The organism is Streptomyces sp. HUAS MG91 (assembly GCF_040529335.1).
Taxonomy (GTDB): Bacteria; Actinomycetota; Actinomycetes; order Streptomycetales; family Streptomycetaceae; genus Streptomyces; species Streptomyces tabacisoli.
In genome coordinates, this window is the sequence record NZ_CP159534.1 from 2,527,673 (window position 1) to 2,550,499 (window position 22,827).

Genomic DNA, 22,827 nt, shown 5'->3' on the forward strand with positions numbered 1-22,827 from the left:
CAGCCGTTGCGGAGAGGGAAGTTCGCAGAGGGGGCCGGGGTCCGTCAGGAGTCCTGGGCGGTGCGGCGGCGGTGGCGGATCAGCAGGCCCCCGGCGGCGGCCAGGACGACCACGACGGCGGCGGCGATCCCGGCGACCGCTCCCCCGGGCAGGCCCGCGTCCGTCCCGGCCGCGGCCGGTTCGGCGGCCCGCGACGCCTTCGCCTTCGGGGTGGGCGTCGGCGACGCCGAGCTGCCGAGGTCGGGCAGGGCCGGCAGGCGCGCGTCCGAGTCGAGGGCGACGGCCAGGGAGACGGGGTCCATGGCGGTGCCCTTCTTGTACATCCCGCCGAACGCCTTCGCTCCGGCGGCGGTGAGCACGGCCGGGGCCTCGCTCACCTCGACGAGCCCGTCCGCGGCCTTGAGTTCGCCGGTCCTGAACGTCACGAGCGCGGCGTCCTTCGTGGTCCTGCCGTCGCTGGTCGTGTCGGCGCGCAGGATGCCCTTGCCATCGGCGACGGAGACAGTCACGTGCGCGAACTTCAGGTCGAGGCCGTGCTCGCCGGTGAAGCGGACGGACCCGTCGAAGTCGGCCTTCAGGGACTGCTTCTTCTTGTCGTACGTCCCCTTGCCCTTCGGGAAGCGGAACAGCGCGCCGCCGTCCTGGGCGCCGTCGCCGAGGGTCCACTCGCCCTGGGCGATGTCGCCGGTGACGTACTCGCGGAAGGTGCGCCGCACGCCCCAGTCGACGGCCCCGTCGTGGAGCTTCCCGGCGGCGTCCTGCTTCGCCTTCTTCGCCTTCTTCTCCGGGGACTCGGCCGGCTTGGCGGGCGTGGGCGACGCCTTCGCGGGTGCGACGTCCGCGGACAGGCTCACCGGGTCGAGCGCGGTGCCCGCCGTGTAGTAGCCGGCGAAGGACCGCGCGCCCTGTGAAGTGAGCGTGGCGGGAAGGTTGTTGAGGGCGACCGCGTTGCCGTCGCCCCGCATGTCGATCCCGCCGAGGGAGAGGGAGGCGAAGGGCACCTGGCGGGACGACGTGACCGCCCCGGTGCCCTTCGCCCTGCTCACGACATCGACGTACAGCGTCCCCGAGCCGCCCGCGATCCGGACGGTGGGATTGCTGATCGTCATGTCGAGTTCGTACGAGCCGTCGGCCTTCTTGTGGCCGACGAAGTGCACGCCACCGGAGAACGAGGACGAGAAGGCGCCGGTCGACCCGTCGTACGAGCCGCGCGCCGAGTGGAAGCGGAACTGGCTCGCGCCGACGGTGGCGGCGCCGCCCGTCAGGGCGTAGGTCCCCTGCGCGATGGGCCCGGTGATGTAGCTCTGGAAGGACGATTTCACGCCCCAGTCGAGCCGGCCGCCCTGCACGGTACGGGCGGCGGCGTGCGCGCCAGCGACCGGCAGCAGGGCGCCGAGCAGCGCGGTGAACAGGGTGACGGCAAGGACGCGGAGACGTATCCGGGCGCGTCGGGGCATGGCTCTTCCTCCGGGTGACCGTCACCAGACCCTGGCGACTTAGGTAAGGCTAACCTAAACTATGATCGCCTTTGTCAACAGCCCCTCTCACCACGACAGGACGGTGTCCGCGTGTCCACGCACGGCGCCCTCGCGCACTCCTCCCGACGGACGGGGGTGCTGATCTCCGTACTGCTCCTGGCGCTCGCGCTGGTCGCCACCGCCTGCTCGGGCACCACCACCGGGGCCACCGGATCGACCGGATCCACCGGGTCGCGGACCACCGCCGGGGCCGCGACGGCGGACCGCGTCGAGCCGCTCAGCCCGGCCCCCGCCCCGAAGCTGCCCGCCACGGTCACCTCGGCCGGCGGCGAGCGGGTCACCGTCCGCGCGGCGGACCGGATCGTGCCGCTCTCCGGCAGCCTCAGCGAGCTGGTGTTCACGCTCGGGCTCGGCGAGCACGTGGTCGCCCGGGACATCACCGCCACGTTCGCGCAGGCGGAGAAGCTGCCGGTGGTCACCCGCAACCACGACGTGTCCGCGGAGAGCGTGCTGTCCCTGAAGCCGGACCTGGTCCTGGCCGAGACCACGACCGGGCCCGCCGAGGCGATGCGGCAGATCCGCGACGCGGGCGTCCCGGTCGTCGTGATCGACCCGGCGACGGGCCTGTCCGACGTCGGCACCCGTATCGGGGCCGTCGCGAAGACGCTCGGCGTCCCGGCCGCGGGCAAGGAGCTGACGCGGCGTTCCGAGGACCGGATCGCCGCCGTGCGCCGGACGATCCCGAAGCCGAAGAGCGCGAAGGACCGGCCGCGGGTGGCCTTCCTCTATCTGCGCGGCTCGGCCTCCGTCTATCTCCTCGGCGGCAGGGAGTCGGGCGCCACCTCGCTGCTCGAAGCGGCCGGCGCGGTCGACGCGGGCGCGGCCTCCGGCCTGAGGAAGGACTTCACCGCGATCACCAGCGAGGCGCTGGCGAAGGCGGCGCCGGACGCGATCCTCGTCATGAGCAAGGGACTTGAGTCGGTCGGCGGGATCGACGGCATGGTGAAGATCCCCGGTGTCGCCGAGACCCCGGCCGGCGTGGACCGCAGGGTCGTCTCGGTCGAGGACGGCGTCCTGCTCAACTACGGCCCCCGCACCGACCAGGTGCTGCGCTCGATCGTGAAGCAGCTCTACGGAACGGACGGTGCCTGAGATGACGGCGACCGCGACCCCGCCGACGGCGGCCGGCCCGAAGACACCCGCCGCCCCGCCGGCCGGACGCCGCAGCACCGCCTGGCTGCTGACGGCCGGACTCGCCGCGGCCCTGCTGCTGCTCGCGCTGCTCTCCGCGGGCATCGGCGCCTACCACATCGCGCCCGGCGACATCCTGGCCTCGGTCCAGCACCGGGCCGGGCTGGGCGGTCACGCGCTCGACCGGGTCGGCGAATCGGTTCTGTGGAACGTGCGGCTGCCCCGCATCGTCCTCGCCCTCCTCGTCGGCGCCTCGCTCGGCTGCGCGGGCGCCCTGATGCAGGGCGTGTTCGGCAATCCGCTCGCCGAGCCCGGCGTCATCGGCATCTCGTCGGGCGCGGCGGTCGGCGCGGTCGGCTGCATCGCGCTCGGCCTGAACTTCTTCGGTACGTGGACGATCACGGTCTGCGCGTTCGTGTCGGGCCTCGCGACGGTGCTCGTCGTCTACGTCATGTCCCGCTCGGGCGGCCGCACGGAGGTCGTCACGCTGATCCTGACCGGCATCGCCGTGAACGCCTTCGCGGGCGCGCTGATCGGCCTGTTCCTCTCCTACGCGGACACGGCCGCCGTCAACCAGATCACGTTCTGGCAGCTCGGCTCGCTGGCACAGGCGACCTGGCCGAAGGTGCTCGCGGTGCTGCCCTGCGCGGCGGTCGGCCTGCTCGTCGCACCCTTCTACTCCCGCAAGCTGGACCTCCTCTCCCTCGGCGAACGCCCGGCGCGGCACCTCGGCGTGGACGTGGAGAAGCTGCGGATCACTCTCATCCTCGTCATCGCCCTGCTCACGGCGGCGGCCGTGGCGGTCTCCGGCGTCATCGGCTTCGTGGGCCTGGTGATCCCGCACCTGCTGCGGATGCTGGCCGGGCCGGGGCACCGCTTCCTCGTCCCCGGCAGCGCGCTCGGCGGGGCGGTCGTCCTGGTGGCGGCCGATCTCGCGGCGCGCACGGTGGCGGCGCCCGCCGAACTCCCCATCGGGGTGCTCACCGCACTCACCGGCAGCCCGTTCTTCTTCTGGCTGCTGCGCCGCACCCGCCGCAAGCAAGGAGGCTGGGCATGAAGAGGTGGACCCGCTCACGGACGCTCCCCGCGCGCCACGCGCCCGGCGCCACGGTCGCCGAGGCCCGCGCCCTCCGCGTCGACCTGGGCGGCAGGACCGTGCTGTCCGGCGTCGACCTGACGGTGCGGGCGGGCGAGGTACTGGCCCTGGTCGGCCCCAACGGCGCCGGAAAATCGACCCTGTTGGCGGCGCTGGCGGCGGACATGTCCGCCACCTCGGGCGACCTCCTGCTCCACGACCGCCCGGCCGCCGCCTGGTCCGCGCCCGAACTGGCCCTGCGCCGCGCCCTGTTGCCCCAGTCGGCGACGCTGTCCTTCCCGTTCCCGGTGGCGGACGTCGTACGGATGGGCCGGGCGCCCTGGGCGGGCACGGCGCACGAGGACGAGGACGACGCGGTGATCGCGGCGGCGCTGGCGGCGACGGAGACGACGGCCTTCACCGCCCGCCCCTTCGCCGCGCTGTCCGGCGGCGAACGGGCCCGGGTGGCCCTCGCCCGGGTCCTCGCCCAGTCCGCGCAGCTCCTCCTCCTGGACGAGCCGACGGCCGCCCTCGACCTGCGCCACCAGGAACTGGTCCTGCGCGTCTGCCGGGACCGGGCCGCCGCCGGCGACGCGGTGGTGGTGGTCCTGCACGACCTGGGCCTGGCCGCGGCCCACGCCGACCGGGCGGCGGTCCTCCACGACGGCCGGGTGACAGCGGCGGGCCCCCCGTCCGAGGTCTTCACCGGTCCACTGCTCAGCGAGGTGTACCAACACCCGGTGGAAGTACTCCCACATCCGGGGAACGGGGCGCCTTTGGTGGTGCCGGTGCGGGCCTGACTGCTTGGCTTGGCCGCATGACAGTCGTCGTCACCAGCCTCATAGCGGTCATCGGCACCTTGCTCGGTGCGGCCCTGACCCCCGTCCTCCAGGGCCGCGCCACGGCCCGCTCCGAGCGGCGGCCATCGAGGCGATGTTCCGGGTGGAGCTGCTGACCGACGCGCCGGCCCTGGTCTCCAATTCATCGCCGCGTCCCGGCCCTACGTCCGCAGCCCTTGAGTCCCACCGGAAGAAGGGGGCAGACGAGTCGGGCTGTACGCCGGGTTCTGTACCCCGGGACCTCGCGGTCGTCGGGGTGACGGCCATCCATCTAGGGCCGGTGTTGCCACCGGCCTCGTGCGGTCTACCCGCGAACTCGGGCGGGCAGCCCTCGATCGTCCGCGCAGGAGCACCGGGGTGCTCCCTCTTGACCTTGCTCCAGGTGGGGTTTACCTAGCCGCCTGAGTCACCTCAGGCGCTGGTGGTCTCTTACACCACCGTTTCACCCTTACCCGGTGCCGAAGCGCCGGGCGGTCTGTTTTCTGTGGCACTGTCCCGCGGGTCACCCCGGGTGGCCGTTAGCCACCACCTTGCCCTGTGGAGCCCGGACGTTCCTCGGGAGGTTCCGGAGAACCTCACGCGGCCGCCCGCCCGGCTCGTCTGCCGTCCGGCCATCCTACCCGGACCGCGATCAGCGGAACGCCGCCACGGCGGGCCTCAGCCGCGCAGCGCCCGCGCCCCCGTAGCCCACGCCCCGGCAAGATCCGCGCCGGCGGGGAACCGGCCGTGGATCTCCAGGATCACCATGCCGTGGGCGAACGCCCATGCCGCGCGGGCCAGGTCCTGGTCGCCGGCGCAGACCCGCATCAGGGGCGCCGCCGCCCGGTCCTCCAGGCCCTCGGGGAGGGCGTGGCGGGGCAGGGGGCGCTCGGTGGCGAGGCAGTAGAGGTGGGGGTGGGCGAGGGCCCAGGCGCGGTAGGCCGCCATCAGCGCGGGCAGCGATCCGGGGGCCGTGCGGCCCGCCTCCTCGCAGGCCTCGGCCGACTCGGTGAGCATCTGCGCGACGAGTTCGGCCTCCACGGCGTACTTGTCGGGGAAGTGCTTGTAGAGGGACGGGGCCCTGATGCCCAGGCGGTCGGCCAGGGCCCGCATGGTGAGGGCGTCGGGGCCTGACTCCTCCAGCAGGGCCCTGGCCTCCGCCGCGATCTCGGTGGCGCGGGGCGTGAGCCGCCGCCCGGTACCGGCCTCAAGCACGCTGGAAGCCCTCCTTGGTCCGCAGTCCGTAGCCGAAGGCGCGATCGTACGAGATGTGGGCGAGCCAGCCGCACAGGCCCGCGAAGACCGGCGCCCAGGCGAGGGGCAGCAGCGTGTACGCGACCATCAACGCCAGCGGGACCAGGGCGCGGTGGGCCGCGTTGTAGAACGGCACCGCGCGAGCGGGGAGCTGTCCCTTCTCGACGTGCCGCGCGTCGCCGGCCGCCACCAGGAAGGTCAGGTCGGGCGCGATGAAGAAGGCGAGCGCGCACACCGCCGCGAGCCAGCCGTGGTTCACGCCCTCCAGGACCGCGAACGCCGACCAGAAGAGCGCGTTGGCGAGCCAGGCGGCGCGACGGACCGTGCGCAGAACGGGCCTGGGCGCCGTGGCCGTGCTGGGGGCGGTGGTGCTCATCGGGGCCTCCCGGAGAGTGCGGCGTTCGATGGCTAACAGCGTTAGCTGGACGGTACGAGAACCGTACGGCTAACAGTGTTAGCCGTCAAGCCTCCGCTTGACCCTGCCGCAACGTCAACGTTTCTACTGAGGGCATGCGGATCGGAGAGCTGGCCCGGGTCGTCGGGGTCACCACACGCGCCATCAGGCACTACCACCACCTCGGGCTGCTGCCCGAGCCCGAGCGGCTCGGCAACGGGTACCGGGAGTACGCCCTGCGGCACGCCGTGGAGCTGGCCCGGATCCGGCGGCTGACCGAGCTGGGGCTCGGGCTGGCCGAGGTGCGGGACGTGCTCGCCGAGGACGCCGGGCGGGACCTCGTGGAGGTGCTCGCCGAGCTGGACGACGATCTCGCACGCCAGGAGGCCGCCCTGCGCGAGCGGCGGCTCCGGCTGCGGGCGCTGCTCGACGACGCCGAGCGGCAGGGCGGGCTGCCCGCGGGAAGCCCGCTCTCCCCCGAACTCGCCGCGTTCTTCGCCGGGCTGGGGGACGTCGACCTCGATTCACCGATGGCCGCGAAGGACCGTGAGGTGCTGGCCCTCGTCGACGCGACGGCACCGCCCGAGGCCCGCGCCCGGCTGATGGCCGTCCTGGTCCCCGCGCTCACCGCACCGGGCGCCCTGGACGCCGTACGCGAGGTGTACGCGCTGCTCGACGCGCTCGCCGACGCCGGGCGCGACGACCCGCGGGTGGCCGAGGCGGCCCGCGCGCTGCTCGGCTGCCTGCCGGAGGACCTGCCGACGCCGGAGGGCATCGAGCAGCACGCGCTCCTCGACGCGTTCCTCGCCGACTTCTCCCCCGCGCAGGCGGAGGCCGTGCGGCTCGCGATGCGGATGGCGGAGGAGGAGCGGTGAAGCACGTTCTGCGGCACGAGCTGCGAGTGCTGGCGAGCCTCGGGATGTGGGTGGCGCGGCGGCGGCACGGTGTCCCGGCGGGGGCCGGCGTCTTCCCGTACGCGCGGGGGCAGGCCGTGATGATGTACGCGTTCGTGTTCGTCTGCGTCGTCGAGTCGTGCGGGATGTGGGTGCTGCTGCGCGGCCTACCGGTGCTGCACGGCATCGTCCTGGTGCTCGACGTCTACACGGTGCTGATGGTGCTCGGGCTGCACGCCGCCGCCGTCACCCGGCCGCACGTGGTCACGGACGACGCGCTGCGGGTGCGCCGCGGGGCCCAGGTGGACCTGCGCGTTCCGTTCGAGCGGATCGCGCGGGTGCGGCGGGAGAACCGGTTCACGCACACCCCCGCCGACGGCGAACTCGATCTGGACGTGGGCGCCCAGACCACCGTGACCCTTGAACTCGACTCCCCTGTGCGGCACTTCGGCTTCTTCGGGCGGGCCAGCGACGTGCGGGTCGTGCGGCTGTACGCGGAGGACGGCGACGGCCTGCACCGGGCGCTGACCGACGCGCTCACGCGGGCGCGAACAGCACCTTCGCCCGTCCCGGATCCGCCTGCGTGAGCCGTACCCGCAGCTGCTCCCCCAGCGGCAGCGCGGTCGTGCCGCCCTCGATCCGGGCGACCACCGCCGGATCGGTCAGCTGCACGGTGCCGACCGCCGGTTCGTGGTCCTTCACGTCGACCACCACGGCGTCGAACAGGTCCCCGATCCGGTTGCGCAGCAGCGCCGCCTCGACGATGTCGACGCACTCGCGCTCCACGGTGTTCGCGCGCCGGGTGCCGTCGGCCATCTCCTTGGGCAGGCCGGGCAGCGCCGCGAGCACCCACTCCGGCGGGGCCTGCCCGGCGGCAGCGGCCAGGCACAGCTCGGAGGCGTAGCGGTCGACGAGGCGGCGCAGCGGCGCCGTGCAGTGCGTGTACGGGGCGGCGACGGCGGCGTGCGTGGTCAGTTCGGGCAGGTCGCCGCCGGTGAACACCGTGTAGCCCGCGCCGCGCAGCAGCGTCGTGCACTCCTGGAGGAAGGCCGCGTGGTGCGGGTTCGCCGGGTCGAGGGAGCGGACGAGGGCGGAGTACGGGACGTGGTGCGGCCAGTCGATGCGCAGCGCCTTCGCGGTGTGGTGCAGGCGGCCCACGGCGCCGTCGGGGGCGGCGGGCAGGGTGCGCAGTACGCCGTTGCCCGCGGCGAGCATCAGGTCGGCGGCGGCCATGCCGGTGAGCAGGGAGATCTGGGCGTTCCAGGAGTCGGCGGGCAGCGGGGCGCGGAAGGCCAGCTCGTAGTCGCCGCCGGTGGTGACAATCTCCTGCTCGGGGACGTCGAGGGAGATGCCGCCGCGCTCGGTCTCCAGGCGTTCGCGCAGCGTTCCGATGTCGCGGAGCAGGGCGACGGGTTCCTCGGCGGTGCCGTCGTCGATGGCCCGCTGCACGCCCGCGTAGTCCAGCTTGGCGCGGCTGCGCACGAGGGCACGGACGACGTCGGTGGCGACGGTCCGCCCGTCCGCGTCGAGGTCGATCGTCCACAGCACGGCGGGGCGGGTCCGGTCCGGCAGCAGGCTGGCCGCGCCCTCGCTGAGCACGGTCGGGTGCAGCGGCGTCCGGGTGTCGGGGAAGTACAGGGTCGTCACGCGGCGGTGGGCCTCGGCGTCGAGCGCGCCGCCGGGTGCGACGAAGGCGGCGACGTCGGCGATCGCGTACCGCACCCGGTAGCCGCCCCCGGGCCGCCGCGACAGGTGCATGGCCTGGTCGAGGTCGGTGGAGGTGGGCGGGTCGACGGTGAAGAAGGGGATGCCCGTCTCGTCGCGCTCGGGCGGTCGCGGCGCGGCGGCGGCCGCCTCGGCCTCGGCGAGCACGTCGGCCGGGAACTCCTCGGGCACGTCCAGTCGCTCGCGCAGGTCGCGCAGCACGGCACCGAGCGGCTCGCGCGCCGCGCCGGTCACACGGAGGTGGCGCAGGGGCATGGCACCGAGCGTAGGCGTCGGTGGGCCGGTCGGCACGCCGTACGCTGGGCTGTCGGTCGACCGTTGTTCCGTGTTTCCGTACGTGCATTACGTGTATGAGGAGAGCCCGTGCTTGTGCTGTTGCCGCCGTCGGAGGGTAAGGCCGCTTCCGGACGCGGGGCGCCGCTGAAGCCGGAGGGGCTGTCGCTGCCGGGGCTCGCTGGGGCGCGGGCCACCGTCCTGGACGAGCTGGTCGAGCTGTGCGCCGCCGACGAGGAGAAGGCTCGGGAGGTGCTGGGCCTGAGCGAGGGGCTGCGCGGCGAGATCGCGAAGAACGCCGGGCTGCGCACGGCCGGGGCCCGGCCCGCCGGGGAGATCTACACCGGGGTGCTCTACGACGCCCTGGACCTGGCCTCGCTCGACGCCGCCGCGAAGAAGCGGGCCGCGCGCTCGCTGCTCGTCTTCTCCGGGCTGTGGGGGGCGGTGCGGGTGACGGACCGGATTCCGTCGTACCGCTGCTCGATGGGCGTGAAGCTGCCGGGGATCGGTGCGCTGGGCTCGTACTGGAAGGCGCCGATGGCCGAGGTGCTGCCCGAGGCGGCCGGGGACGGGCTGGTGCTCGATCTGCGCTCGGCGGCGTACGCGGCGGCCTGGAAGCCGAAGGGCGAGCTGGCGGAGCGGACGGCCGGGGTGCGGGTGCTGCACGCGCCGACCCGCAAGGTCGTCAGCCACTTCAACAAGGCGACCAAGGGCCGGATCGTCCGGTCCCTGCTCCAGTCCGGCGCCGCACCGGCGGGACCGGCCGAACTCGTCGACGCGCTGCGCCGGTTGGGCTACACGGTCGAGGTCGAGGAGCCCGCGAAGCCGGGGCGGGCGTGGAACCTGGACGTGCTGGTGGACGAGATCCACTGAGACAGAGCAGACTCGCCGATTGCAGCATGCGCAACGACCTTTGCGCATGCTGCGTGGCGCGAGGCAGGATGAGGCCATGACCTCGCCTGCCGCAGCCACCGCCGCGTCCGCCTCCGTGCTGGACCTCGCCCCCGTCATCCCCGTCGTCGTCGTGGAGGACGCCGCCGACGCGGTGCCGCTCGCGCGGGCGCTGGTCGCGGGCGGGCTGCCCGCGATCGAGGTGACCCTGCGCACGCCCGCCGCGCTCGACGCGATCCGCGCGATCGCGGCGGAGGTGCCGGAGGCGGTCGTCGGCGCGGGCACCGTCATCTCGCCGGCGAACGTCGCCGACTCGGTGGCCGCCGGGGCCCGTTTCCTGGTCAGCCCGGGGTGGACGGACGCGCTGCTGGTCGCGATGCGCGGGTCCGGGGTGCCGTTCCTGCCGGGCGTCTCCACGACGTCCGAGGTCGTGGCGCTGCTGGAGCGGGGCGTGCGCGAGATGAAGTTCTTCCCGGCCGAGGCCGCCGGGGGCGCCGCCTACCTGAAGTCCCTCGCCAGTCCCCTGCCGCAGGCCCGGTTCTGCCCGACCGGCGGTGTCTCCCCGGCCAACGCGGGCTCGTACCTGGCGCTCAAGAACGTCGGCTGCGTCGGCGGGAGCTGGATGCTGCCGGGCGACGCGATCGCCGCGAAGGACTGGGGCCGCGTCGAGTCGCTGGCCCGCGAGGCGTGCGCTATCGCAGGTGAGCTGTCTCGTTGAGCAGGCGCACGCTCGCGTTGCCGTCCGCGTAGTACGCGATCGCGCTGAGGGACGCCGCCGAGACGTCCATCTTGAACAGGGCCTCGGGCGGTGCGCCGAGGGCTAGCCGCACCAGGGTCTTGATCGGGGTCACGTGCGTGACCAGGAGGACCGTGCGGCCCCGGTGGGTCTCGGTGAGACGGTCGCGGGTCGCCGCGACGCGGGCCGCCACCGTCGCGAAGCTCTCGCCGCCGCCGGTGGGGGGCGCGTCCTGGGAGGCCAGCCAGGCGTTCATGTCGGCCTGGTGACGGTCCCGTACCTCTTTGAAGGTCAGGCCCTCCCACGCGCCGAAGTCCGTCTCGCGCAGGCCGTCCTCGGTCGTGACGTCGAGGTGCAGGCGGGCCGCCACGGTCCGGGCCGTTTCCTGGCAGCGCTTCAGGGGGGATGCCACGATCGCCTCGATCGTGCCTCGTTCGTGCAGCGCCGCCGCCGCCCGGGTCGCCTGGTCCCGGCCCGTGTCCGAGAGGGACGGGTCGGTACCGCCGCTGCCCGAGAAGCGTTTCTCGGGGGTGAGGGCGGTTTCGCCGTGCCGGAGCAGGACGAAGGTGGTGGGGGTGCCGAGGTCCGGGCCCGCGCCTCTGGCGGGGCCCGCCTGGGCCCCGCCGGAGGGCCGGCGCACTAGAGGCCCGACTCCGAGGTGCGGACCAGGATGCGGTGGCAGTTCTCGCAGCGGACCACGGCGTCGGGGGCCGCGGCGCGGACCTCGTTCAGCTCGGTGATGTTCAGCTCCAGGCGGCAGCCCTCGCAGCGGCGCTGGAAGAGCTTGGCGGCGCCGACGCCGCCCTCCTTCTCGCGGAGCTTGTCGTAGAGCTTCAGCAGGTCGGCCGGGATCGAGGCCGCGACGACCTCGCGCTCCTTGGTGACCGAGGTCGCCTCGGTGTCCAGCTCGCCGGCGGCCTGGTCGCGGCGGGCCGTCGCGTCGTCGATCTTCGCCTGGACGGAGGCGAGGCGGTCGGTCAGCTCGCTCACCCGCTCCTGCGCGGACTCACGGCGCTCCATGACCTCGAGGACGACGTCCTCCAGGTCGCCCTGGCGCTTGGCGAGCGAGGCGATCTCCCGCTGGAGGTTCTCCAGGTCCTTGGGCGAGCTGACGGTGCCGGAGTCGAGGCGCTTCTGGTCGCGGGCGGCACGCTGGCGGACCTGGTCGACGTCCTGCTCGGCCTTGGTCTGCTCGCGGGAGCAGTCGCTCTCCTCGGTGGTCGCGGCGACGTGCAGGTCACGCAGCTGCGTGAGGTCCTTGCCGAGCGACTCCAGTTCGGCGTGCTCGGGCAGCGACTTCTTCTTGTGCGCGAGCTGCTGGAGGCGGACGTCCAGGTCCTGGACGTCCAGGAGACGGATCTGGTCGGCGGGCGCGGCGTTCAGTTGGGGGCTCCAAAGGTAGTCAGGGGGCTGTTGGACGCCGCGTGGGCGGTCCAGGGGTCGGTGGGTGTGCGCGAGACGTGGACGCGCAGGCCCCAGCCTTCGCGGTCGGAGATCTGCTCCAGCTGGCTCGCGGCCAGCTCGCACCACGGCCACTCGGTGGCCCAGTGCGCGGCGTCGAGCAGCGCGAGGGAGGAGTGCTCGCGGGCCTCGCTCACCGGGTGGTGGCGCAGGTCGGCCGTGAGGAAGGCGTCGACGCCCGCGGCGCGTACGTCGTCGAAGAGGCTGTCGCCGGAGCCGCCGGAGACCGCGACGGTACGGATCGTCGCGTCGAGGTCGCCCGCGACCCGGATGCCCTGGGCGGTGGCGGGGAGGCGGTCGGCGGCAGTGCCCGCGAGTTCGCGCAGGGTCACCGGGTGGTCGAGTTCACAGATCCGGCCGAGGCCGCGGCGGCCCGCGGGGTCCGCCGGGTCGGGCACCAGGGGGCGTACGACGCGGAGGCCGAGGGCGCCCGCGAGCGCGTCGCTGACGCCGGGGTCGGCCTTGTCGGCGTTGGTGTGGGCGACGTGCAGCGCGATGTCGTTCTTGATCAGGGTGTGGACGACCCGGCCCTTGAAGGTGGACGCCGCGACCGTCGTCGTACCGCGCAGATAGAGCGGGTGGTGCGTGATCAGCAGGTCCGCGCCCAGCTTCACGGCCTCGTCGACGATCTCCTGGACCGGGTCGACGGCGAACAGCACCCGGCCGACCTGGGCGTCCGGGTCGCCGGCGACCGTGCCGACCGCGTCCCATCCCTCGGCGAGGGAGGCGGGCCAGAGGGCGGCGAGCGCGGCGGTTACTTCAGACAGGCGGGGCACGCAGACAGGTTACCTGCGCCGCGTGCCCCTTCCCTAAGCGTGGCTACTTGACCAGGTTCGCGCGCAGGTCCTTCAGGACCTCGTCGGCCGCGGTGACGCCGAGTCCGAGGTACCAGGTCTCGTCCGGGACGTCCTTGGCCTGACCGTCCTTGACCGCGCCGAGCTTCTTCCACAGCGGGTTGCCCTCGGCGGTGGAGCGCTGGGTCTTCTTCGCGTCGCCGTAGACGCCGGTGAAGATCCAGTCGGCGTCCGCGGAGTCGATCTTCTCCGGGCTGATCTCCGTCGCCAGGTCGTCGATCTGCTGGTTCTTCGGGCGCGGGATGCCGGCGTCGTCGAGGATCGTGCCGATGAAGGAGGCCTTCGCGTAGAGGCGGATGCGGTCCGGCATGTAGCGGAGCATCGTCACGGTCGGGGCCTTGCCGCCGTTCGCCTTCTTCACGTCGGCGCCGAGCTGCTTCACGTTCTTGTCGTACGCGGCGAGGTTCGCCTCGGCCTTGGCCTTCTCGTCGAGGGCGGACGCGTTGAGGAGGTAGTTCTCCTTCCACGTGAAGCCCGGGCGGATGGAGAAGACGGTGGGGGCGATCTTCGAGAGCTGCGGGTAGAGCTTGGCGGCGCGCAGCTCGCTGCCGAGGATCAGGTCGGGGTGGAGGTTCGCGATGGCCTCCATGTTGAGGGCGTTGATGGTGCCCACGTTCTTGGGGCTGCCCGCGTCCTTCTTGAGGTAGGACGGGATGCCGTCGTCGCCCTCGGTGGGGGCGTAGCCGACCGGCTTGATGCCGAGCGAGACGACGTTGTCGAGCTCGCCGACGTCGAGGACGACGACGCGCTGCGGCTTCGTCTTGATCTCGGTCTTGCCCAGCGCGTGGGTGAGGGTGCGCGGGAACTCCCCGGCCTTCGCCGTCGTGCCCATCTTCGCCGTCTGCTCGGCGGCCTTGGAGAAGTCGTCGCCGCCCTGCGCCACGGCCTTGGAGCCGGCGCCGTTGTCCTTGCCCGCCTTGTCCGCGCCGTCGTCCCCGGAGCCGCAGGCGGTGAGGGCGAGTGCGGCGGCCGCCGTGGCGGCCAGGGCCGCGACGCGCGTACGGGGAGGTATGAGCATGGCTTTGCTCCAGTTCCGGGCGCACAAGATGTGCACAGCAATTGGTTAGGCAAACCTAACATCAGGCCGGTCGGGGGCTCTTCGCCGCTCCCCCAGCACATCCGGCGCACGCCTCTCAGCAGATTGCGGGCACGGCCACCCTTTGGTGTGAAGCGGGCGGTCGTGAATGCCCTGGAGGTACGTACGAAAACTAGCTTCGGCCTTGGAGAACACCAGAGGGGGGACGAGCGGAGGTGACAGATCCCCATGACGGCCTTGGCCCTGGAGACAGCGCCGGAGATGCGGCCCCGGCCGCCGCGCGCCGGTTGTGTGATCACGGCGGACGCGTCGTACGCGGCGCGGCTCGCGCACGACGGCACCTCGTGGTTCCCGCAGCGGTGGACGCTCGACGGTCCTGAGCCGTACGCGGTGCCGCTGCCCGGCCGCCAGCCCGAGGAGCCGGACACCGACGTGCTGCCGCTGACCGACGGGCGGGTGCTGATCCGGCGCCGGGCCGACGGCCGGCGCCATCTGTTCGCGCTGCTGTACCCGACGGGCCCGGAGACGGGCGAGGTGCCGCTCGGCGCCGTGGAGTGCGGGGAGCTCGACCTGCTGCCGCCGTCGCCGGACGGGCGCAGCGCCTACGCCCTGGAGCCGGGTGAGAAGTCCACCCATGTGTGGCTGGTGGCGGGCGGCGCGTTCGGTCCCGAGCATGTCGCCGAGGTGCCGGGGCGGTGTTCGGGCGGGGTGTGGCTGGACCGTGCGGGGCGGCTGCTCGCGCTGGACCGGGAGCCGGCGGACGGGGGGCCCGTCAAGACGGTCGCGGTCGATCTGGAGCGGGGCGGCGAGGTGACGCCGCTGCTCCAGATCACCGAGGAGAGCGACGACCGGCTGCTCATCGCCGATCTCGACAGCGGGCTCATCCTGGTCCGCTCGGACGCGGCGACGCCGGGGGCGCCCCGGCTCGGCTGGGGTGTGCTGGGCTCGACGCTGCCGGTCCGCTTTCCGCAGGCGCTGCGGGTCGCGGACTGCACGGTGACGCCGTTCGCGGTGCAGCCCGGGCAGACGCTTCTGCCGGAGAGCTGCGCGGTGGCGCTGCGGATCGACGGGCCAGCGGAGGGCGCGCCCTGGCTGGGGCTGTGGCGGCCGTCCGACGGAACGATGCATCAACTGCCCGCTCCGGCAGGCTGGTTGACCGGGAGCGGGTTCTGGTCACGCGAAGGAGTGCTTTCTCTTCCTTGTGTGACGCGGGAGGTGTCGTGCGGGCTCGCCCGGGTATCCGCCCCTGAGCCATCGGTTCCGGCCGCGGACGGACAGCCCGCACCGGCCGTGCCCGGGGCTCCGTCGGCACCGCGTCCGGTCCCCCTGGGGCAGGCGCCGCTCGGTGGGCGCAAGGCGGGTGGTTAGACTCGCCGGGCTGTAAGTCAAGGATCTTGTAAGGGTTTACGGGGTGAGTTTTCCGATGACGGAAAGCAACGGCAGGAACGGCACGACGGACACCATGGAGCGCCACGAGCGCGTGGAGGCCACGGCCTCCGGTGGCTCAGGGCGGCACCGCGGCGCGGTGGCCGCGTCGGCGGCGGCTCCGAGTGAGCAGCCCGAGCCGCGTGGGCGGCATCGGGGGGCACGGGCCGACGAGGTCTAAGGTCCGTTCAGGACAGCACGGAGGGGCCCGGTGACGGTTCACGTCGCCGGGCCCCTCCTGTCGTGTCAGCCGTGCTTGAGGCCGAGCACCTCCGCCGCCGCGAAGGTCTCGTTCGGCGGGCGGTCCTGGTAGTGCGGGGTGAGCAGCGCGTCGAGTTCGTCGTACGTGAACGCGTCCTTCTCCGTGTCGAACTTCGCCCGTACCTGCGGCCGTTCGACGATGGCCACCATGCCGCCGTGCACGACGAGGAGCTGGCCGTTGACGTGCGACGCGGACGGTCCCGAGAGGTAGCCGACCAGCGGGGCCACGTGTTCGGGGGCGAGCGGGTCGAGGCCGTCGGCGGGCTCGGCGAACCCGGCGAAGACGTCTTCCGTCATCCGGGTGCGGGCCCGGGGGCAGATGACGTTCGCCGTGACGCCGTACTTGGCGAGGGCCAGGGCGGTGGACGTGGTCAGGCCGACGATTCCGCCTTTCGCCGCCGCGTAGTTGGGCTGGCCCGCGCTGCCCGCCAGGAACGCCTCCGAGGAGGTGTTCACGATGCGGCCGTAGACCGGGGCGCCGGTCTCCTTGGAGCGGGTGCGCCAGTGGCGGGCCGCGAAATGGGTGGTGTTGTAGTGGCCCTTGAGGTGGACGTGGATGACCGAGTCCCATTCGTCCTCGGTCATCGAGAAGATCATGCGGTCGCGCAGGATGCCGGCGTTGTTGACCAGGATGTCGAGCTGTCCGTAGGTGTCGATCGCCAACTGGACCAGTTCTTCGGCCTGTTGGTGGTCGGCGACGTCGCCGGTGTGGGCGGTGGCGGCGCCGCCCGCGTCGCGGATCTCCCGGGCCACCTGGTCGGCCGGGGTGGCGTCGGACTCGCCCGAGCCGTCCCTGCCGGGCTGTCCGAAGTCGTTGACGACGACGTTGGCGCCGAGGCGGGCCAGTTCCAGCGCCTCGGCCCGGCCGAGCCCGCGGCCTGCGCCGGTGACGATTGCCGTGCGGCCCTTGAGCGGGGTTGACATGGGGTTTCCTCTCGGTCGTCGGGTGCGGCTCTCGTCGTGGCTGGTCGCGCAGTTCCCCGCGCCCCCGGCAGAATCAGCCCCTCCGGCGATTGAGGAGCGGGGTCCGGGGCGGAGCCCCGGGTCCCGGTGAGCTCGTCGGGTGCGGCGCCGCCGTGGTTCCCCGCGCCCCCGGCGGGGCTAGATCTCGATGCACGTACGCAGGGCGGCGCCCGTGCGCATCTGGTCGAGGGCCTCGTTGATCTCGGCCAGGGGGACCCGGTGGGTGATCAGGGACTCCAGGTCGATGCGGCCCGCCCGCCACAGGGCGATGGCACGCTCGTAGGACGCGAGGACGTCACCGCCGCCGTACATGGACGGCAGGATGCGCTTCTCGTCGAAGAACAGCTCGAACATGTTGAGCTGGAGCACGTCGTCCATGGCGCCCGCGCCGACGACGACGAGCGTGCCGCCGCGCCGCGTGGTCTCGTACGCGGTGCGGGCCGTGGCCGACTTGCCGACGACCTCGAAGACGTAGTCGAAGCCCTCGCCAGCCGTGATCCGCTGCTTGGCGTCGGCCAGTCCGTCGGGCGACACCGCCTCCGTCGCGCCGAACTTGAGCGCCGCCTCGCGCCGCGACTCCACCGGGTCGACGGCCACGATCTGGGCGGCGCCCTTGAGCCGGGCCCCCTGGATCGCGGAGATGCCGACGCCGCCGCACCCGATGACCGCCACCGACGAACCGGCGGCCACATCCGCGGTGTTGATGGCCGAGCCGAGCCCGGTGGTGACACCGCAGCCGATCAGCGCGGCGATGTCGAACGGGACGTCGTCGGGGATCGGCACCGCGCAGCCCGCGTCCACCACGACCTCCTCGGTGAACGTGCCGGTGCCCGCGAAGCCGAAGACGTCACCGCCGGGACGCTTGAAGTTGGGGGTGCCGGCGTTCATGAACCCGGCGAGGCAGAGCTGGGTCTGCCCGCGCTTGCAGGCCGGACAGGCGCCGCAGGCGGGCAGCCAGCAGACGAGGACCCGCTGGCCGACGCTCAGCCCGGCGACCCCGTCACCGACGTCGACGATCTCCCCGGCACCCTCGTGGCCGGGGACGAACGGCGCGGGCTGCGGCAGGACGCCGTTCATCGCGGAGACGTCGGAGTGGCACAGGCCCGTCGCCCGGACCCGGATCCTCACCTTCCCCGGACCGAAGCCGACCGCCTCGACGTCGTCGAGTACCTCGAGTTTGTCCTGGCCTATCTCGTGCAGTACGGCTGCTCGCATGGGGTGCGGCTCCTTCGCGTCTCTGCTGCGTGTACGTCCCTGCGTGTGTACGTCCCTGCGTGTACGTCGATCAGGTGTGGTCGATGAGCGTGTCCGCCAGGACCGGGGCCTCGTCGCGCTCCACGGCCGTCACCGTCACCTGCACCCGGTTCGGCTGCTGCCACATGCGCACGCGCAGCGTCTCGCCGGGGAAGACGACGCCGGCGAAGCGCGTGCTGTAGCGGGTGACGCGGGAGACGTCGCCGTCGAGGGCCGTGTCGACGACGGCCTTGAGGGTCATGCCGTAGCTGCACAGGCCGTGCAGGATCGGCCGGTCGAAGCCGGCGAGCTTGGCGAACTCGGGGTCCGCGTGCAGCGGGTTCCAGTCACCGGAGAGGCGGTACAGCAGGGCCTGGTCCTCGCGGATCGGGCGGTCGACGGTGCGGTCGGGCGCGCGGTCCGGGATCTCCAGGCGCTCGGAGGGCCCGCGCTCGCCGCCGAACCCGCCCTCGCCGCGCACGAAGATCTGGGAGTCGGCGGTCCACAACGGCCCGTCGGCGTCGGCGACCTCGGTGCGCAGGACGAGGACGGCGGCCTTGGTCTTGTCGTAGACGGCGGCGACCCGGGAGGTGGTCGTCGCCGTGCCCTTCACCGGGATCGGGCGGTGCACCTCGATGGTCTGGCCGCCGTGCAGGACGTGCGCGAGGTTCACGTCGACGCCCGGGGAACTGAGCCCGCCGACGACTCCCATGCCCGCGCCCGCGACGGTCGCGAAGCTCGGCAGGACGTGCAGCTTCGACTCCAGGGTGTAGCGCAGCTCGTCGGGGTCGGTGGCGGGGACACCGGCGCCCAGGCCCAGGTGGTAGAGCTGGATGTCCTTGTGGTCCCAGGTGATCCCGGCGGACCTGGGTTCGGCGGCCACGGCCTTCGCTGCGTCGATGGGCATCAGACAGGCGCTCCTCAGGCTGACGGGTCGAACTGGTCAAGACCTCGGTGCGGCCGTCCGCACCGTCGGCCGCACCGAGGTCGTCACGGGCCGGGCGGAGGGTGTCCGGTAGAACGTGTTCTCATCCACCCGGCGACCTCATGTATAGCCAAGAGGTGATGGGTTGGGAAGGGTGTGGCGCGACCTTTCTGACTGTGCGTCAGATCAGTGGGTGTGACATTTGTACCGGCGGACCGCGGACAGTCGTATCTGCCCCGCACCCGGTGCCGCTCCGTAATGTCGGTGCCATGACGACAAAGACACCGGCGGTGTCCTTCACGGGGGCCGTCAAGACATTCGGGGACGTCCGCGCGGTCGACGGTCTCTCGCTGCGGATCGACGCGGGCGAGACGGTCGCGCTGCTCGGCCGCAACGGCGCGGGCAAGTCGACCGCCATCTCGCTGCTTCTCGGTCTGGACGAGCCGGACGAGGGGCGCGTGGAGCTGTTCGGTACGCGGCCGCAGACCGCGGTGCGGGCCGGGCGGGTCGGGGCGATGCTCCAGGAGGGCCGGGCCGTGCCCCGGGTCACCGTCGCCGAGCTGGTCGGCTTCGTGGCCCGCCGCTACCCGGAGCCGATGGATGTCGCGGAGGCGCTGCGGCTGGCCGGGATCGGGGAGCTGGCGGACCGCCGCGTCGACAAGCTGTCGGGCGGCCAGACGCAGCGGGTGCGGTTCGCGGTGGCGCTGGCCGGCAACCCCGCGCTGATCGTCCTGGACGAGCCGACGGCGGCGCTCGACGTGGAGGCCCGGCACGCGTTCTGGGCGTCGATGCGGACGTACGCGCGGCGCGGCCACACGGTGCTGTTCTCCACGCACTATCTGGAGGAGGCCGACGCGCACGCCGACCGGATCGTCGTCATCGACCACGGCCGCCTCGTCGCCGACGGCAGCGGGGACGAGCTGCGCCGGGCCGGCGGCGGCAGCCTGGTCGCCTTCGACCTCGCCGGGCGCGGCACGGAGGGCCTTTCGCTGCTGCCGGGGGTGGTCTCGGTGGAGATCCGCGGCGACCGGGCCCGGCTGCGCACCGAGGACCCGGACGCCACCGTGATGGCGCTGGCCGCGCTGGACGCCGTACGGAACCTGGAGGTCGCGCCGGCCTCCCTCGACGACGCCTTCCTGGCGCTGACCGGCACCGACGACCTCGACGAGCAGCTGGAGCGTGTGTGATGTGGGACTACCTGCGCCTGGAGGTGCGGCGCACGCTGCGCGACGGACGGTATGTGATCGGCACCGTCGCGATGCCCGTGATGATGTACCTGCTCTTCACCAACCTCGGCTCCGACGACGGAAGTTGGAAGACGGCGTCGATGGTCGGGATGGCCGCGTACGGGGCGCTGGGCGCGGCGATGAACACGGCGGGCGGGGTCGCCGAGGACCGGGCGATCGGCTGGCTGCGGCAGCTGCGGATCACGCCGATGGCACCGCACCAGGGCGTCATCGGGCGGGCCCTGACCGGCGCGGTGACCGTGCTGCCCGCCATCACGGCGGTGCTGGTGGCGGGCGCGGCGGTGAACGGCGTACGGCTCGACCTGTGGAAGTGGCCGGTCATCGTCCTCCTGCTGTGGCTGGGCTCGCTGCCCTTCACCCTGCTCGGCCTGGGCAACGGCTACCGGCTGACCTCGCAGGCCCTGGGCGGGCTGAACATGCTCTGTTATCTGGGGCTCGCGGTGCTCGGCGGGCTGTGGTTCCCGGTGGCGCTGTTCCCCGACTGGCTGCGGCACGTGTCGTCGTTCACGCCGACGAACCGGTTCGCGCAGCTCGGCACGGCCGTCGCCGACGGGCACGCGCCCTCGCTCGCCGCCCTGGCGATTCTGGTCGGCTGGCTGCTGGTCTTCGGTTCGTACGCTGTGGTCTCGTACCGCAGGGCGGCCCGGACCATCTGAGACGGGACGGACGGAACGGGGACGGGGAGTTCTGATCATGGCGCTGAAGGACCAGTGGCGGGCGTGGCAGATCGCGCGCGACGAGTGGAAGGCCGAGAACGCGCGGGCCAAGGCGGAGCAGCGCGCCTGCCGCAAGGAGGGCAGACCGGTCGAGCAGCTGGGCCCATCGCTCAACGGGTTCACGATGCTGCCGTGGCTGCTGATGGGTCTGGGGGCCTTCTCCAACCTGGTGCAGGGGAGGACGCCCAATCCGTGGATCGGCGGGATCGCCCTGCTGACCTTCAACTCCCTCTACATCTATGTGGTGTTCAGGGCCTTCCACAAGGAGACGCGGGAGGCGACGTCCACGCGCGTCGCGGTCGGCCTGATGACCGTACTGACGTGTGCGCTGGCCGGCGGTTACGGCGGCAGCTGGCTGACGTTCTTCCCGCTGCTCGGCCTCGCGGTCGGCGCGCTCGCCCGGGGCCCGAACATCGGGCGGATCGGTCTGGCGCTCAGCGTGCTCGGCGGCGGGGTCGGCGCGCTGCGCGAGGGCTGGGACGCGATCAGCGTCTTCTACGGGACGTTCCTGTCCACGATGGTGACGGCGGCGATCCTCTCGCTCGCCGAGACCGTACGTGAACTGCGCTCGGCTCGCGAGGAGTTGGCGCGGCAGGCCGTGGAGAAGGAGCGGCTGCGCTTCTCCCGCGACCTGCACGACCTGCTCGGGCACACCCTGTCGGTGATCGTGGTGAAGTCGGAGGCGGCGCGGCGGCTCGCGCCGCGCAGCATGGACGCGGCGCTGGAGCAGATCACCGACATCGAGGCGGTCGGGCGGCAGGCGCTCACCGAGATCCGGGAGGCGGTCACCGGGTACCGCGAGGGCAGCCTCGCCACCGAGCTGGACAACGCGCGCTCGGCGCTCACCGCCGCCGGGATCGAGCCCGTGGTCCGGCAGTCGGGGCCGCCGCTGTCCGCGCAGACGGAGGCGCTGCTGGGCTGGGTGGTGCGCGAGGCGGTCACCAACGCGGTCCGCTACAGCGCGGCCACCACCTGCGCCATCACCGTGGAGGGGACGGCGGAGCAGGTGCGGCTGCGGGTCGTCGACGACGGTTCGGGGCCGCCGTCCGGCGCGGCCGGTTCCGGGGTCGGCGGCACCGGTCTGAAGGGGCTGGCCGAACGGCTCGCCACGGCGGGCGGCTCGCTGACGGCCGGGCCAGGTCCGCGCGCCGGTTTCACGGTGACGGCCGAACTCCCCGTCGGGGAGGGTGAGTCGGCGCGGGACGCCGAACTGACGGAAGCCAGCACGTAAGGTCTCCCCGTGACGACAGAGATGCCGCGGGACCACCGGCCCGCGAAGAGTGTGCGCGTGCTGCTCGCGGAGGACCAGGGGATGATGCGGGGCGCGCTGGCGCTGCTGCTCGGCCTGGAGGAGGACATGGAGGTCGTCGCGCAGGTCTCGGCCGGCGACGCCATCGTCGACACGGCGCTGACCTGCCGGCCCGACGTCGCCCTCCTCGACATCGAGCTGCCGGGGTGCAGCGGGCTCGACGCCGCCGCCGAGCTGCGCGATCAGGTGCCGGACTGCCGGGTGCTGATCCTGACCACGTTCGGGCGGCCCGGGTATCTGCGGCGGGCCATGGAGGCCGGTGCCGCGGGGTTCCTCGTCAAGGACGGGCCCGTCGAGGATCTCGCCGAGTCCATCCGGAAGGTGCTGCGCGGGGAGACCGTGGTCGATCCGGCGCTGGCCGCGGCGGCGCTGTCGGCGGGGCCGAGCCCTCTGACGGCGCGGGAGGCCGACGCGCTGCGGGCCTCGGCCGACGGCGCGACCGTCTCCGACATCGCCGGGAAGCTGCATCTGTCGGAGTCGACGGTCCGGAACTACCTCTCCTCGGCGATCGGCAAAACGGGCACCCGCAACCGCATGGAAGCCATGCGCTCCGCGCGCCGGCAGGGTTGGCTGTAAAGCGCGGCTCTCGTCGTGGCTGGTCGCGCAGTTCCCCGCGCCCCTGAGGCATGCGCTGCCGCGCAGCCTCCCCTGGACGAGCGGAGCTCGTTT

The 22,827-nt window shown here is 73.0% G+C and carries 23 protein-coding genes, 1 other RNA gene and 1 pseudogene; 13 read left to right on the forward strand and 12 right to left on the reverse strand.

The features are described 5' to 3' along the window. Positions 1-44 precede the first annotated feature (44 nt). Entirely contained in the window at positions 45-1,457 is a 1,413-nt protein-coding gene (locus ABII15_RS11710) for an HtaA domain-containing protein (RefSeq protein WP_353942240.1), read from the reverse strand. A 111-nt stretch (positions 1,458-1,568) separates the two neighbouring features. On the opposite strand from ABII15_RS11710, the gene ABII15_RS11715 reads away from it, so the two are divergent. The 3 genes from ABII15_RS11715 to ABII15_RS11725 are packed head-to-tail and all read left to right on the forward strand — an operon-like array spanning position 1,569 to position 4,544. Beyond that, complete coding sequence (locus ABII15_RS11715; RefSeq protein ID WP_353942241.1) at positions 1,569-2,630, forward strand: ABC transporter substrate-binding protein; 1,062 nt, start codon at positions 1,569-1,571, stop codon at positions 2,628-2,630. A 1-nt stretch (position 2,631) separates the two neighbouring features. Then, the gene (locus ABII15_RS11720) at positions 2,632-3,726 is read left to right on the forward strand and encodes an iron ABC transporter permease (protein WP_353942242.1); all 1,095 of its coding nucleotides are present in this window, start codon (positions 2,632-2,634) and stop codon (positions 3,724-3,726) included. Beyond that, positions 3,723-4,544, forward strand: coding sequence for a heme ABC transporter ATP-binding protein (locus ABII15_RS11725; protein ID WP_353942243.1), 822 nt, complete (start codon positions 3,723-3,725; stop codon positions 4,542-4,544). The genes ABII15_RS11720 and ABII15_RS11725 overlap by 4 nt, the downstream gene beginning before the upstream one ends. Positions 4,545-4,783: 239 nt before the next feature. Here ABII15_RS11725 and rnpB read toward each other — a convergent pair. From rnpB to ABII15_RS11740, 3 genes are all read right to left on the reverse strand, one after another. After that, positions 4,784-5,182, reverse strand: an RNA gene (gene rnpB, locus ABII15_RS11730) — RNase P RNA component class A. Positions 5,183-5,240: 58 nt separating this feature from the next. Next, entirely contained in the window at positions 5,241-5,777 is a 537-nt protein-coding gene (locus ABII15_RS11735; protein ID WP_353942244.1) for a TetR/AcrR family transcriptional regulator, read from the reverse strand. After that, positions 5,770-6,192: a DUF4260 family protein gene (locus ABII15_RS11740; protein WP_353942245.1), complete on the reverse strand. Its 423-nt coding sequence runs from the start codon at positions 6,190-6,192 to the stop codon at positions 5,770-5,772. Before ABII15_RS11740 ends, ABII15_RS11735 begins: the two co-directional genes overlap by 8 nt. A 134-nt stretch (positions 6,193-6,326) precedes the next feature. On the opposite strand from ABII15_RS11740, the gene ABII15_RS11745 reads away from it, so the two are divergent. After that, entirely contained in the window at positions 6,327-7,085 is a 759-nt protein-coding gene (locus tag ABII15_RS11745; RefSeq protein ID WP_353942246.1) for a MerR family transcriptional regulator, read from the forward strand. A 44-nt stretch (positions 7,086-7,129) separates the two neighbouring features. Beyond that, positions 7,130-7,690 (forward strand): hypothetical protein, encoded by a 561-nt coding sequence (locus ABII15_RS11750; RefSeq protein WP_353947027.1) that lies wholly within the window; start codon positions 7,130-7,132, stop codon positions 7,688-7,690. On the opposite strand, the gene ABII15_RS11755 is transcribed toward ABII15_RS11750, so the two are convergent. Continuing rightward, a complete protein-coding gene (locus ABII15_RS11755; RefSeq protein WP_353942247.1) occupies positions 7,641-9,083 on the reverse strand; it encodes an RNB domain-containing ribonuclease in 1,443 nt (480 codons plus the stop codon). The genes ABII15_RS11750 and ABII15_RS11755 overlap by 50 nt on opposite strands. A gap of 108 nt (positions 9,084-9,191) precedes the next feature. On the opposite strand from ABII15_RS11755, the gene yaaA reads away from it, so the two are divergent. Both yaaA and ABII15_RS11765 read left to right on the forward strand, forming a co-directional pair. Further along, a complete protein-coding gene (yaaA, locus tag ABII15_RS11760) occupies positions 9,192-9,974 on the forward strand; it encodes a peroxide stress protein YaaA (protein WP_353942248.1) in 783 nt (260 codons plus the stop codon). Positions 9,975-10,050: 76 nt separating this feature from the next. Continuing rightward, a complete protein-coding gene (locus ABII15_RS11765; protein ID WP_353942249.1) occupies positions 10,051-10,710 on the forward strand; it encodes a bifunctional 4-hydroxy-2-oxoglutarate aldolase/2-dehydro-3-deoxy-phosphogluconate aldolase in 660 nt (219 codons plus the stop codon). On the opposite strand, the pseudogene ABII15_RS11770 reads toward ABII15_RS11765, so the two are convergent. The 4 genes and pseudogenes from ABII15_RS11770 to ABII15_RS11785 all read right to left on the reverse strand — a co-directional run. After that, positions 10,685-11,326, reverse strand: a pseudogene (locus ABII15_RS11770) (histidine phosphatase family protein); the annotation flags it as partial. The gene ABII15_RS11765 and the pseudogene ABII15_RS11770 overlap by 26 nt on opposite strands. 41 nt (positions 11,327-11,367) lie before the next feature. Then, positions 11,368-12,111, reverse strand: a complete 744-nt coding sequence (locus tag ABII15_RS11775; RefSeq protein WP_353947028.1) for a C4-type zinc ribbon domain-containing protein — start codon at positions 12,109-12,111, stop codon at positions 11,368-11,370. After that, positions 12,108-12,965: a Nif3-like dinuclear metal center hexameric protein gene (locus ABII15_RS11780; protein ID WP_353942250.1), complete on the reverse strand. Its 858-nt coding sequence runs from the start codon at positions 12,963-12,965 to the stop codon at positions 12,108-12,110. Before ABII15_RS11780 ends, ABII15_RS11775 begins: the two co-directional genes overlap by 4 nt. A 43-nt stretch (positions 12,966-13,008) precedes the next feature. Further along, positions 13,009-14,061: an iron-siderophore ABC transporter substrate-binding protein gene (locus ABII15_RS11785; RefSeq protein ID WP_353942251.1), complete on the reverse strand. Its 1,053-nt coding sequence runs from the start codon at positions 14,059-14,061 to the stop codon at positions 13,009-13,011. Between the two features lie 246 nt (positions 14,062-14,307). On the opposite strand from ABII15_RS11785, the gene ABII15_RS11790 reads away from it, so the two are divergent. Both ABII15_RS11790 and ABII15_RS11795 read left to right on the forward strand, forming a co-directional pair. Continuing rightward, positions 14,308-15,447, forward strand: a complete 1,140-nt coding sequence (locus ABII15_RS11790; RefSeq protein WP_353942252.1) for a hypothetical protein — start codon at positions 14,308-14,310, stop codon at positions 15,445-15,447. Positions 15,448-15,502: 55 nt separating this feature from the next. Continuing rightward, entirely contained in the window at positions 15,503-15,685 is a 183-nt protein-coding gene (locus ABII15_RS11795; protein ID WP_353942253.1) for a hypothetical protein, read from the forward strand. A 65-nt stretch (positions 15,686-15,750) separates the two neighbouring features. On the opposite strand, the gene ABII15_RS11800 is transcribed toward ABII15_RS11795, so the two are convergent. The 3 genes from ABII15_RS11800 to ABII15_RS11810 form a co-directional block, all read right to left on the reverse strand. Further along, the gene (locus ABII15_RS11800) at positions 15,751-16,689 is read right to left on the reverse strand and encodes a 3-oxoacyl-ACP reductase (protein WP_353942254.1); all 939 of its coding nucleotides are present in this window, start codon (positions 16,687-16,689) and stop codon (positions 15,751-15,753) included. Between the two features lie 177 nt (positions 16,690-16,866). Further along, positions 16,867-17,943: a Zn-dependent alcohol dehydrogenase gene (locus ABII15_RS11805; RefSeq protein ID WP_353942255.1), complete on the reverse strand. Its 1,077-nt coding sequence runs from the start codon at positions 17,941-17,943 to the stop codon at positions 16,867-16,869. A 70-nt stretch (positions 17,944-18,013) separates the two neighbouring features. Continuing rightward, positions 18,014-18,868 (reverse strand): MaoC/PaaZ C-terminal domain-containing protein, encoded by an 855-nt coding sequence (locus ABII15_RS11810; RefSeq protein ID WP_353942256.1) that lies wholly within the window; start codon positions 18,866-18,868, stop codon positions 18,014-18,016. 287 nt (positions 18,869-19,155) lie between these two features. Here ABII15_RS11810 and ABII15_RS11815 point away from each other — a divergent pair, with 287 nt between their 5' ends. The 4 genes from ABII15_RS11815 to ABII15_RS11830 are packed head-to-tail and all read left to right on the forward strand — an operon-like array spanning position 19,156 to position 22,734. Further along, positions 19,156-20,073 (forward strand): ABC transporter ATP-binding protein, encoded by a 918-nt coding sequence (locus ABII15_RS11815; RefSeq protein WP_353942257.1) that lies wholly within the window; start codon positions 19,156-19,158, stop codon positions 20,071-20,073. Continuing rightward, positions 20,073-20,789 (forward strand): ABC transporter permease, encoded by a 717-nt coding sequence (locus ABII15_RS11820; protein WP_353947029.1) that lies wholly within the window; start codon positions 20,073-20,075, stop codon positions 20,787-20,789. Before ABII15_RS11815 ends, ABII15_RS11820 begins: the two co-directional genes overlap by 1 nt. Positions 20,790-20,826: 37 nt before the next feature. Then, positions 20,827-22,080: a sensor histidine kinase gene (locus tag ABII15_RS11825; RefSeq protein ID WP_353942258.1), complete on the forward strand. Its 1,254-nt coding sequence runs from the start codon at positions 20,827-20,829 to the stop codon at positions 22,078-22,080. A gap of 21 nt (positions 22,081-22,101) precedes the next feature. After that, positions 22,102-22,734, forward strand: a complete 633-nt coding sequence (locus tag ABII15_RS11830; protein ID WP_353947030.1) for a response regulator transcription factor — start codon at positions 22,102-22,104, stop codon at positions 22,732-22,734. Positions 22,735-22,827 lie beyond the last annotated feature (93 nt).

What these genes read in the sequence shown, in the direction of transcription:
- ABII15_RS11710 (WP_353942240.1), bottom strand. Translation starts at nt 1,457, where the DNA reads ATGCCCCGACGCGCCCGGATACGTCTCCGCGTCCTTGCCGTCACCCTG.
- ABII15_RS11720 (WP_353942242.1), top strand. Translation starts at nt 2,632, where the DNA reads ATGACGGCGACCGCGACCCCGCCGACGGCGGCCGGCCCGAAGACACCC.
- ABII15_RS11725 (WP_353942243.1), top strand. Translation starts at nt 3,723, where the DNA reads ATGAAGAGGTGGACCCGCTCACGGACGCTCCCCGCGCGCCACGCGCCC.
- ABII15_RS11740 (WP_353942245.1), bottom strand. Translation starts at nt 6,192, where the DNA reads ATGAGCACCACCGCCCCCAGCACGGCCACGGCGCCCAGGCCCGTTCTG.
- ABII15_RS11745 (WP_353942246.1), top strand. Translation starts at nt 6,327, where the DNA reads ATGCGGATCGGAGAGCTGGCCCGGGTCGTCGGGGTCACCACACGCGCC.
- ABII15_RS11750 (WP_353947027.1), top strand. Translation starts at nt 7,130, where the DNA reads ATGTGGGTGGCGCGGCGGCGGCACGGTGTCCCGGCGGGGGCCGGCGTC.
- ABII15_RS11755 (WP_353942247.1), bottom strand. Translation starts at nt 9,083, where the DNA reads ATGCCCCTGCGCCACCTCCGTGTGACCGGCGCGGCGCGCGAGCCGCTC.
- ABII15_RS11765 (WP_353942249.1), top strand. Translation starts at nt 10,051, where the DNA reads ATGACCTCGCCTGCCGCAGCCACCGCCGCGTCCGCCTCCGTGCTGGAC.
- ABII15_RS11785 (WP_353942251.1), bottom strand. Translation starts at nt 14,061, where the DNA reads ATGCTCATACCTCCCCGTACGCGCGTCGCGGCCCTGGCCGCCACGGCG.
- ABII15_RS11790 (WP_353942252.1), top strand. Translation starts at nt 14,308, where the DNA reads ATGACGGCCTTGGCCCTGGAGACAGCGCCGGAGATGCGGCCCCGGCCG.
- ABII15_RS11795 (WP_353942253.1), top strand. Translation starts at nt 15,503, where the DNA reads ATGACGGAAAGCAACGGCAGGAACGGCACGACGGACACCATGGAGCGC.
- ABII15_RS11800 (WP_353942254.1), bottom strand. Translation starts at nt 16,689, where the DNA reads ATGTCAACCCCGCTCAAGGGCCGCACGGCAATCGTCACCGGCGCAGGC.
- ABII15_RS11805 (WP_353942255.1), bottom strand. Translation starts at nt 17,943, where the DNA reads ATGCGAGCAGCCGTACTGCACGAGATAGGCCAGGACAAACTCGAGGTA.
- ABII15_RS11810 (WP_353942256.1), bottom strand. Translation starts at nt 18,868, where the DNA reads ATGCCCATCGACGCAGCGAAGGCCGTGGCCGCCGAACCCAGGTCCGCC.
- ABII15_RS11815 (WP_353942257.1), top strand. Translation starts at nt 19,156, where the DNA reads ATGACGACAAAGACACCGGCGGTGTCCTTCACGGGGGCCGTCAAGACA.
- ABII15_RS11820 (WP_353947029.1), top strand. Translation starts at nt 20,073, where the DNA reads ATGTGGGACTACCTGCGCCTGGAGGTGCGGCGCACGCTGCGCGACGGA.
- ABII15_RS11825 (WP_353942258.1), top strand. Translation starts at nt 20,827, where the DNA reads ATGGCGCTGAAGGACCAGTGGCGGGCGTGGCAGATCGCGCGCGACGAG.
- ABII15_RS11830 (WP_353947030.1), top strand. Translation starts at nt 22,102, where the DNA reads ATGCCGCGGGACCACCGGCCCGCGAAGAGTGTGCGCGTGCTGCTCGCG.